Consider the following 9219-nt stretch of genomic DNA (forward strand, 5'->3'; position numbering starts at 1 on the left):
ATGACGACGCAGAGACTGGTGGTGGTCGGCCCCGGGCTGATGGGCGGCAAGCACATCGAGCTGATCCTGCAGAGCGCGCGCTGCGACCTGGCCGCCATCGTCACCCCCGAGCGGGCGGTGTTCAACGACGTGGGCGAGCGGCTGAACGTGCCGCTGTTCCACGACCTGGAAGTCTGTCTGGCGGCCGTCGCCCCGGACGGGGTGATCATCTCCTCGCCCAACGAGTTCCACTACGACCAGGCCTCCCTGTGCGTGGAGCGGGACATCCCGGTGCTGATCGAAAAGCCGGTCACCGCCACCTACGAGGACGCCGTCCGCCTGGTCGATCTGGTCGCGCGCCGCAAGGCCAGGGCGATCGTCGGGCACCACCGCGCCCACAGCCCGCTGATGGCGACGGCGAAGAAGGTCATCGAGGACGGCCGGCTGGGCCGGCTGGTGGCGATCCAGGGCAGCGCGATCTTCTACAAGCCGCCGGCCTATTTCGACGCCGGCCCGTGGCGGCGGGAGATCGGCGGCGGCCCGATCCTGATCAACCTGATCCACGAGATCGGCATCATGCGCACCCTGTGCGGCGAGATCGCCGCGGTGCAGGCGATCGCCTCCAACACCCTGCGCGGCTTCCCCGTGGAGGACACGGTGGCGATCAACCTGCAGTTCCACAACGGCGCGCTGGGGACCTTCGTGCTGTCCGACACCGGCGCCTCGCCGCGCAGCTGGGAGATGACCTCGCGCGAGAACCCGGTCTATCCGACCTATCCGGACGAGGACTGCTACTCGATCACCGGCACCCTGGGCTCGCTGGACTTCCCGACCATGCGGCTGAAGGCGCACCGGGCGCCGCAGGCGCCGTCGTGGCACACGCCGTTCACCGAGGAGGTGATCCCCGTGGTGCGCCAGGATCCGCTGGCGCGGCAGCTGGACAACTTCCTGGACGTGATCGCCGGGGTCGCCGAGCCGGTGGTCACCGCCTTCGACGGCGCGCAGAACGTCCGCGTCGCCGACGCCATCCGCCACTCGGCGCAGACCCGCTCGCTGGTCGAACTCGGCGATGGATAGGGTCGTCCTGCTCGACACCAATGTCGCCGCCGCGCCGATCCACCAGTATCTGGAGGGCGCCGGCTTCGAGGTGCACGTGGTCGGGCGCAACCCCGCCGACTACCTGGCCAAGGCGGCGGCGAACTACGTCGACCTCGACTATTCCGACGTCGAGGCGACCCTGGCGCTGGTCGAGCGGCTGGGCGCGACCTACCTGGTCCCCGGCTGCAACGACCTGTCGTACGAGACCTGCGCGGCGATCAGCGCGCGCCGGCCGTTCCCCGGCATCGACCCGATGGCGGTCGTCCGCACCCTGGGCAACAAGCAGGATTTCCGACGCTACGCCGCCCGGAACGACATCCCCGCGCCGCGCCAGGTCGCCGAAGCCGACGCGGTCGCCGGCCGGCCGGTGATCGTCAAGCCGGTGGACGCCTACAGCGGCCGCGGCGTCACCGCCCTGGCGGCGCCCACGGCCGACGACGTCGCCGCCGCCCTGGCCCTGGCCAGGCGCTTCTCCGCCACCGGCGCCTGCCTGATCGAGGAGTTCGTCACCGGCCAGCTCTACAGCCACACCGCCTTCCTCGGCCCGCAGGGCGTGGTCGCCGACTTCATCGTCGAGGAGCACGGCTCGATCAATCCGTTCACCGTCGACACCAGCTGCGTGGTTCCCGACTTCGATCCGGCGCTGCTGGCCGAGGTCCGCGCGGCGATCGAGCGGATCGCGCGGGACCTGAAGCTGACGTCGGGCCTGATCCATACCCAGTTCATCGCCGCGGACGGGCGGTTCTGGATCGTCGAGATCACCCGCCGCTGCCCGGGCGACCTCTACAGCCTGCTGATCGAGCTCTCGACCGGCTTTGCCTACGCCGAGAACTATGCCCGCCCCTTCCTCGGCCTGCCGTTCAGGGACAGCCCGCGCCAGGCCGGCGCGATCATGCGCCACACGATCTCGCTGCGCGCGCCGCAGACCTTCGAGGCGCTGCGCTTCAACCGTCCGCTGCAGGTCGAGCGCTTCGTGCCGCAGTCGCTGGCGGGCGACCGCGTGGCGCAGGCGCCCTTCGCCCGGATCGGCATCCTGTTCGCCCGCACCGAGCCCGGCGCGCCGCTGGCCGAGCTGATGCGCGCCACCCTGGAGGGCCAGCTCTATTCGGTGCTGGGCCGCGAGCTGGCCGCCGGATGACCGCCCAGGACTTCATCGCCGCGGCCGAGGCCGCGCTCGTTGCGCCGGCCGCCAACCAGGATCTCGCCCGGGACCTGCTGTCGGGCGCCTCGCGCCGGCCGTGCTTCGTGGTCGGCCGCAACGACCAGTCCGCGGACCTGGCCGGCCGACTGCGGCTCGAGGGCCTGGTCGACGACTTCGCCGAGCCGGGATCGACCTGGCGCGGCCTGCCGGCGATCGCCACCACCGCCCTCCCCGCCGACGCGGTGGTGATCAACTGCTCCACCTCGATCAGCCCGGTCGCCGTCGAACAGCGCATCGCCGCCGCCGGCAAGGCAACGCTGATCCAGGTCCGCGACCTGATCGCCGCCGCCGGCGGCGCCATCGACCAGCCCTGGTTCGTGCGCGACCAGCGCGACGACTGGCGCGCGCACCGGCCGGAATGGGCCGACGTCTTCGCCAGCCTGGAGGACGAGACGTCCCGCCAGACCCTGCTGGACCTGGTCCGCTACCGGCTGACCGCCGACGCCCGGTACATGCGGGCCTATTCGGTTCGCCTGCAGGACCAGTATTTCGAGGCCTTCCTCGACCTGCGCGCGGAGGTGTTCGTCGACGCCGGCGGCTTCGACGGCGACACCACCGAGCAATTCTGCCGCCGCTATCCCGACTACCGGCGCGTGCACCTGTTCGAGCCATCGCAGCGCAACATGCGCGCGGCGCGGGCCCGGCTGGCCGCCCACCGCGACATCGTCTTCCACGAACAGGGCGTCTCGGACCAGCCGGGCAGCCTGACCTTCGACGCCGAGGCGGGATCGGCCTCCGCCGTCACCTCGGGCCCGGGCGAGACGGTGCGCATGACCACCCTGGACCTGGCCGTGGCCGAGCCCGTCAGCCTGATCAAGATGGACCTGGAAGGCTGGGAGCTGACCGCCCTGGCCGGCTGCCAGCGGCATATCCGCGAGGACCGTCCGAAGCTGGCCATCGCCGTCTACCACCGCGCCAGCGACTTCCGCACCGTGTGGCGATACGCCCGCGCGCTTCACCCGGACTACAGGGTCTACCTGCGGCACTACACCCAGGGCTGGTCCGAAACCGTGATGTTCTTTGTCTGATGGGAGCCGTCATGGCCGCCGAGCCCGCGCTGATGAACACGCCCGCCGAGCTCGCCGCCTATTGCGCGGCGCACGCCGCCGGCCTGGTGCAGATCAAGCCCAAGGTCGTGTTCATGAAGATCGAGGCGGCCGATCCGGCGCCCGTGCCGATGACCATCAACGTGCCGTCCAGCGACATCGGCAGCGTGACCCTGCTGGAGGCCTCGGCCCTGGTCTCGCTGATCAAGCTGGTCCGCCCCCGCCAGATCTTCGAGTTCGGCACCTTCCTCGGCTATTCGACGTCGCTGCTGGTGCAGAATTCCGCCGACGACTGCGCCGTCTGGTCGCTGGATCTCGGTGACAGCCACGTGGCCGACCGGCCGCTGGACGCCTTCGCCAAGGCCGACATCCACAGCGACGGCGACATCAACGACGAATATCTGCGCGGCGCCCAGGGCGCCCGCGGGCCGCACTACACCACCGGCCTGACCGCGGCGGAGCGGTCGCGCCTGACCCTGCTGCAGCAGGACAGTCGCCGGTTCGACCCCGCCGCGCACGGGCTGGAGGGATCGGTGGACCTGGTGTTCGTCGACGGCGGCCACGACACCGAGACCATCACCATCGACACCGCCAACGCCCGCCGCATGGTCGGCGACAGCGGGGTGATCGTCTGGCACGACTTCGCCTCCGGCATCCACAGCGACGTGACCGCCTTCGTGAACGGCCTGGCCGAGCGCGAGCTTGTCGTGTGCATCCAGCACACCATGCTGGCGATCCTGCTGGTCGGCCAGGCAGGCCGCGACTTCCTGAAGATGGGCGTCTAGGACGGACGATGGCCGATACGGGCGGCGAGGCGACAGGCGGCGACGGGACGGGGGACGGGGGCGCCGGGCCGCTGCTCGACCGCGAGACCTATCGCCGGCTGTCGACGCGGCGCGACGGCCTGGCGGCGCTGCTGCTGGCGATCCGCGTGGCGTTCCATGTCGCCCTGCTGACCACCGCCGACCTGCTGTTCGTGCATGGCCAGGTCCTGGCGGCGATCGCGCTGCTGATCCCGCATGTCATGGCCTGGTCGTTCCTCGGCTGGGCGGGGATCGGCCACGAGCTCTACCATCGCTCGGTGTTCTCCTCGCGGCGGCTGAACCTGGCGCTCTTCCGCCTGTTCTCGATCCTGACCTGGAGCAACTACGGCTACTTCGAGGTCACCCACCCGGCGCATCACCGCAACACCCTCGGCGACGGCGACCTGGAGGCCAATCCGCACGCCCGGTTGACGATCCTGGGGACCCTCGCCCTGCTGACGGTGGACGTCGGGACGCTCTGGCGGCGGCTGCAGATCCTGGCGCTGAACGCGGCCGGCGCCGAGCCCAGGGGCGCGCTCGCCCGGCTGTTCCCGCCCGGCAGCGCCGAGTTCATCCAGTTGCGGGACGGCGCGCGGGCGGTGCTGGCCGGCCAGGCGCTGCTGATCGGCGTCTGCCTGGCGTTCGGCTCGCCCTTCCTGGCGCTGGCGATCTCGCTGGCGCCCTTCTGCCTGACCTTCCCCACCAAGACCCTCTCGGCGCTGCAGCACTTCGGCCTGACGGCCGGCGAGACGCCGGGCGACTACGCCGCCTCGACCCGCACCGTGGTGCTGGATCCGGTCACCAGCTTCTTCTACGCCGACATGAACTACCACCTGGAGCACCACCACTTCCCGGCGATCCCGCACTACCACCTGCGCGCGCTGCACGGCCTGTTCCGCGACGCGGGCCGGCACCGCCACCTCGAGGTCGGCTACTGGAACGGGGTGAAGCTGCTGGCGCGGGAGGGGTTCTTCACAGGCGGGCGGTGACGCCCCTCACCTTCCCAACCGCTGCGCGGTCGGGCCCCTTCCTCTCCCTCAAGGGAGAGGAAATGCTCCCGCGTGATCTGCGCCTTTCATCTTCCTCTCCCTGCAGGGAGAGGAAGGGGCCCGCGCCCGCCAGGGCGTGGGAAGGTGAGGGGCCGCGCCGGCGGCGGCCTAGCCCTTCGCCACCCAGCGCGCGAACATCTGGCGGAAGGCGTCCTCGACCTTGCGGGTGAAGCCGGCTTCGTCGCGGTAGGAGGAGGCCTCGAAGGCCGGGCGGATGCGGGCGCGCAGGCGGTCGAGCGCCTCGAAGTCGGCGGTCAGCTCCAGCGCCCGTTCGACGTACTGGTCCCAGCCGTCGGCCACCAGCTCGGGGATGCCGAGCGGCAGCACCGTGCAGGCGGCGCTGCGGGCGTAGTAGTTGTCGCCCAGCTGCGAGAGCACCGGCACGCCGTTGCCCAGGGCGTCGTGGGTCGTGGTGCCGCCGATGGCGGGCGACGGGTCGAGCGCCAGGTCGATGTCGCGGAACTCCCGCAGGTAGTCGAGGCCCTTGGTCTCGCCGCGAAACTCCAGCTGCTCGGGCCGCGCGCCATAGGCGGCGAACCGCGCCCGGGTCACCCGCTGCAGCACCGGATCCTCGAAATAGGCGTACTTCAGGACCAGTCGGCTGCTGGGCCGCGCCCGCAGGATCAGCGACCACGCGGCCACCGTCATCTCGTTCAGCTTGGCCGGATTGTTGAACGAGCCGAAGGTCACATAGCCGCGCCTCAGCGCCGGCGTCGGCGTCGGGTCGGGCCGGTCGTCCGCCGGGCGGCTGGGGCTCATCAGCTCGCCCAGGCTCCAGATCTCCTCGGTGAACAAGGCCTCGGTCCCGGGGATGGCCATGCCGTCGCAGTGGAACACATAGTCCATGCTGGTCAGGCCGGTGCTCTGCAGGAAGTTGATCCAGGCGATCTGCACGGGCGCGGCGCGCAGGGCGAACACCGGCAGGCGGCTGCCGGCGGTGTGGCCCCAGATGTCGATCAGCACGTCGATCGCATCGTCGCGCACCATGGCGGCGACCTGTTCGTTGCTGAGCCCGCCGATCCTGCGCAGCTTCGCGGTGGCCGGCAGCGGCGCCTCGCTGTCCGGGTCGGCGCAGTAGAGGTGCAGGTCGACCGCGGCGGGATCGTGCGCCTCGAGCACCGGCAGCAGGAACTGCCGGACCTGGTTGCGGGTGAAGGTCGGGCCGAGATAGCCGACGCGCAGGGGCCGGTCGGTGTTGCGCGGGTTGGCGAACGTCACCGAGTGCGGCGGCAGGGCCGGGGCGTAGAGGTCGCCCCACCGGCGCGATTCCTCGGCCAGGGGCCCCGGGCCGCACTGCGAGATGAACACCGGGTGCAGCAGGAACTCGTGCAGCACCGGATTGGCGAAGATCTCCGAGGCCGCCTTGAACACCTCCATCGCCTCGCGCAGGCGCCCCTGGTGCTGCAGCGACAGGCCGTAGTTGAGCATCAGCGTCGCATCGAGCCGGTCGAAGTCGAGGCCACGGCCCAGGGCCACGCTGGCCGGCCCCATCAGCTTGGCCGCGTAGGCGTTGCGACCGATCTCGGCGCAGTAGGCCTTGTCGGTCTGGAAGCGGATCATGTCGACCCGCAGCCCGCGCAGCACCGACACCGCGTGCATCGTGCGAGCCTCTTCCATGGCCGCGTTCGCGCTGTCCCAGTCGCCGCCAGCGACCAGAGCGCTGTAGAGCCAGTAGCGGGCCTCGAAGCTGGACGGGTCCTCCTGCGCGGCGGCGGCGAACGCCTGGGCGGCGCCGGCGGGATCGCCCGCATAGAGGCGCGCCTTGCCATCGGCGAGGCGATCGCGCGGCGGCGCGGCGGCGAGGGCGGAGGACATGCGAGTCGGATTCCCGGCAGGACGGTCCCCGACCCTCCCCGATCATGGTTAATGGCCGCTAAAGCTTCGGCGGCGCCGGCGCTGCGCCAAGCCTGGCCATGCGGGCGGCGTGCTCCTCGGCGATGCGGGCGTTCTCGGCCTGGCAGCGCGCCTCGATCTCGGCGATCTCGCGGTCCCGCTCGGCCTTGATCCGCTGCGCCTCGACGTCCAGCGACAGCAGCTGCAGGTAGCGGTCCAGCACCTCGGGATCCAGCAGACGCTCGCGCCGGTCCGCCGGGGCCGGCGGATCGTTGGCGGGCGCGCGCCAGGAGCGGGCAAGGGCTTGGGACACGTCGGACCGCCGGCAGGAAAAGGAGCCCGCCCAGAGGGCCACCGACATGGTTAAGGCCGTCTGAACGCCGGGCCGGCGAGACCGCCCCCCTGCCCCATCTCACCCCGGCCCCTCGCCCCGGCCCTTGACCCGAGGTCGCCCAGGCTGAACAAGGCCGGCAGAAATTTGAAAAGCCGGAATCTGCAAAGGGAGAAGGTCATGGGACGTCTGGAGGGCCGTGTGGCCGTCGTCACGGGTGCGGCCAGCGGCATCGGCCGCGCCACCAGCCAGCTGTTCGCCAGGGAAGGCGCCAGGCTGGTCTGTTTCGACCGCGCTGCCGAGGTCGAGGAGACCGCCGAACTGATCCGCAAGGACGGCGGGACGGCGCTGGCGATCAGCGGCGACGCCGGCCTGGAAGAGGACGTCAAGGGCGCGATCGACCGCGCCATGGCCGAATACGGCGACCTGGACGTGGTCTACGCCAACGCCGGCATCTCCGGCGGCGGCACGCCGATGGCCGAGATCGACGCCGCCTTCTGGATGGAGGTGCTGCGCATCAACCTGATCGGCCCGTTCCTGGCCATCAAGCACGCCAGCCCGATCCTGCGCGCCAAGGGCAAGGGCTCGATCATCTGCACCGCCTCGGTGGCGGGCATCCGCTCGGGCGCCGGGGGCATTCCTTACAGCGCCTCCAAGGCCGGGGTGATCAACCTGGTGCAGACCACCGCCAACGTGCTCTACGGCACCGGCGTTCGGGTCAACGCCATCTGCCCGGGCCTGATCGAGACCGGCATGACCAAGCCGATCTACAATCTGGCCCGGTCCAAGGGCACCGACGACAAGATCGGCCAGCTCAATCCGCTCAAGCGCGGCGGCGAACCGATCGAGATCGCCGGCGCGGCCCTGTTCCTGGCGTCCGATGACTCCTCCTACGTCAACGGCCAGGCGATCGTGGTCGACGGCGGCCTGTCGAGCTCGCACCCGGTGGGTTCGCGGCGGGGCTGAGGAGACCAGTCACTGTCTCTCTTCCCCCTCTGGGGGAAGTCCGGCCGAAGGCCGGGAAGGGGGCTCCAGCGGAGCGCCGGCGTCAGGCTGGAGCCCCCTCCACCGCTTCGCGGTCCCCCTCCCCCATGGGGGGGGGAGATTGGCGCGCGATCATCAGCGACAGCACCGCGGCGATCAGGCCGGTGAAGCCCGCCATCACGAAGGCCTGCAGGTAGCTGCCCTCGGCGGTGCGGATCAGACCGGCGCCGAAGGCGGCCGTGGCGGCGCCCGCCTGGTGGCCGGCGGCGATCCAGCCGAACACGATCGGCCCGTCGGTATCGCCGAACGCCTCGCTGGCCAGGCGCACGGTGGGCGGCACGGTGGCGATCCAGTCCAGGCCGTAGAACACCGCGAACACGCTGAGCGAGACGATCGAGAAGTCGGTGAACGGCAGCGCCATCAGCGACAGCCCCCGCAGGCCGTAATAGGCGAACAGCAGCTTGCGGCTGTCGAACCGGTCGGTGAGCCAGCCCGAGAGGGTGGTGCCGATCAGGTCGAACAGGCCCATCGCCGCCAGCATGCCCGCCGCCTTCACCTCCGGCATCCCGTGGTCGCCGCAGAAGGCGATCAGGTGCATGCCGACCAGGCCGTTGGTGGTCAGGCCGCAGACGAAGAAGCCGGCGAACAGCAGCCAGAAGGTGCGCGTGCGGGCCGCCCGGCCCAGCGCCCCGAACGCGGCGGTCAGCGCGCCGGAGCCCGACACCGCCGCCGGCGCGGGCCAGTCCGCCGGCGCGCCATAGGGGCGAAGGCCGATGCTCTCGGGCCGCTCGGGAACCAGCAGCCAGACCACCGGGGCCAGGATGGCGGTGGCCGCGGCGATGGCAATCGCCACCGGCTTCCAGCCCCCCGCTTCGGTCAGGGCGGCCATGGCCGG

The 9219-nt window shown here is 71.1% G+C and carries 9 protein-coding genes; 6 read left to right on the forward strand and 3 right to left on the reverse strand.

What is annotated here, in order from left to right; genetic code table 11:
• The 5 genes from ACO2Q3_RS13335 to ACO2Q3_RS13355 are packed head-to-tail and all read left to right on the forward strand — an operon-like array spanning position 1 to position 5116.
• Entirely contained in the window at positions 1–1056 is a 1056-nt protein-coding gene (locus tag ACO2Q3_RS13335) for a Gfo/Idh/MocA family protein (protein WP_423307207.1), read from the forward strand.
• On the forward strand, positions 1049–2215 hold the full coding sequence (locus ACO2Q3_RS13340; protein ID WP_423307209.1) for an ATP-grasp domain-containing protein: 1167 nt from the start codon (positions 1049–1051) through the stop codon (positions 2213–2215). Before ACO2Q3_RS13335 ends, ACO2Q3_RS13340 begins: the two co-directional genes overlap by 8 nt.
• Positions 2212–3306: an FkbM family methyltransferase gene (locus ACO2Q3_RS13345; RefSeq protein ID WP_423307211.1), complete on the forward strand. Its 1095-nt coding sequence runs from the start codon at positions 2212–2214 to the stop codon at positions 3304–3306. The genes ACO2Q3_RS13340 and ACO2Q3_RS13345 overlap by 4 nt, the downstream gene beginning before the upstream one ends.
• An 11-nt stretch (positions 3307–3317) precedes the next feature.
• Positions 3318–4109, forward strand: a complete 792-nt coding sequence (locus ACO2Q3_RS13350; RefSeq protein WP_423307213.1) for a class I SAM-dependent methyltransferase — start codon at positions 3318–3320, stop codon at positions 4107–4109.
• Positions 4110–4117: 8 nt separating this feature from the next.
• Positions 4118–5116, forward strand: a complete 999-nt coding sequence (locus tag ACO2Q3_RS13355) for a fatty acid desaturase family protein (RefSeq protein WP_423307215.1) — start codon at positions 4118–4120, stop codon at positions 5114–5116.
• Positions 5117–5284: 168 nt separating this feature from the next.
• Here ACO2Q3_RS13355 and ACO2Q3_RS13360 read toward each other — a convergent pair whose 3' ends face one another.
• Positions 5285–6991 (reverse strand): tetratricopeptide repeat protein, encoded by a 1707-nt coding sequence (locus tag ACO2Q3_RS13360; RefSeq protein WP_423307217.1) that lies wholly within the window; start codon positions 6989–6991, stop codon positions 5285–5287.
• 58 nt (positions 6992–7049) lie between these two features.
• Complete coding sequence (locus tag ACO2Q3_RS13365) at positions 7050–7322, reverse strand: hypothetical protein (RefSeq protein WP_423307219.1); 273 nt, start codon at positions 7320–7322, stop codon at positions 7050–7052.
• A gap of 198 nt (positions 7323–7520) precedes the next feature.
• On the opposite strand from ACO2Q3_RS13365, the gene ACO2Q3_RS13370 reads away from it, so the two are divergent.
• Positions 7521–8306 (forward strand): SDR family NAD(P)-dependent oxidoreductase, encoded by a 786-nt coding sequence (locus ACO2Q3_RS13370; RefSeq protein ID WP_423307221.1) that lies wholly within the window; start codon positions 7521–7523, stop codon positions 8304–8306.
• An 82-nt stretch (positions 8307–8388) separates the two neighbouring features.
• On the opposite strand, the gene ACO2Q3_RS13375 is transcribed toward ACO2Q3_RS13370, so the two are convergent.
• Positions 8389–9219, reverse strand: an 831-nt coding sequence (locus tag ACO2Q3_RS13375) for an MFS transporter (protein ID WP_423307223.1), incomplete at its 5' end; no start/stop codon positions are given.

This window comes from Caulobacter sp. KR2-114 (assembly GCF_049446115.1).
Classification (GTDB): Bacteria; Pseudomonadota; Alphaproteobacteria; order Caulobacterales; family Caulobacteraceae; genus Acaudatibacter.

Excerpts from the sequence above, each read along its gene's own strand:
- ACO2Q3_RS13350 (WP_423307213.1), top strand. The coding sequence starts at position 3,318 with ATGGCCGCCGAGCCCGCGCTGATGAACACGCCCGCCGAGCTCGCCGCC.
- ACO2Q3_RS13370 (WP_423307221.1), top strand. The coding sequence starts at position 7,521 with ATGGGACGTCTGGAGGGCCGTGTGGCCGTCGTCACGGGTGCGGCCAGC.
- ACO2Q3_RS13360 (WP_423307217.1), bottom strand. The coding sequence starts at position 6,991 with ATGTCCTCCGCCCTCGCCGCCGCGCCGCCGCGCGATCGCCTCGCCGAT.
- ACO2Q3_RS13340 (WP_423307209.1), top strand. The coding sequence starts at position 1,049 with ATGGATAGGGTCGTCCTGCTCGACACCAATGTCGCCGCCGCGCCGATC.
- ACO2Q3_RS13345 (WP_423307211.1), top strand. The coding sequence starts at position 2,212 with ATGACCGCCCAGGACTTCATCGCCGCGGCCGAGGCCGCGCTCGTTGCG.
- ACO2Q3_RS13335 (WP_423307207.1), top strand. The coding sequence starts at position 1 with ATGACGACGCAGAGACTGGTGGTGGTCGGCCCCGGGCTGATGGGCGGC.
- ACO2Q3_RS13355 (WP_423307215.1), top strand. The coding sequence starts at position 4,118 with ATGGCCGATACGGGCGGCGAGGCGACAGGCGGCGACGGGACGGGGGAC.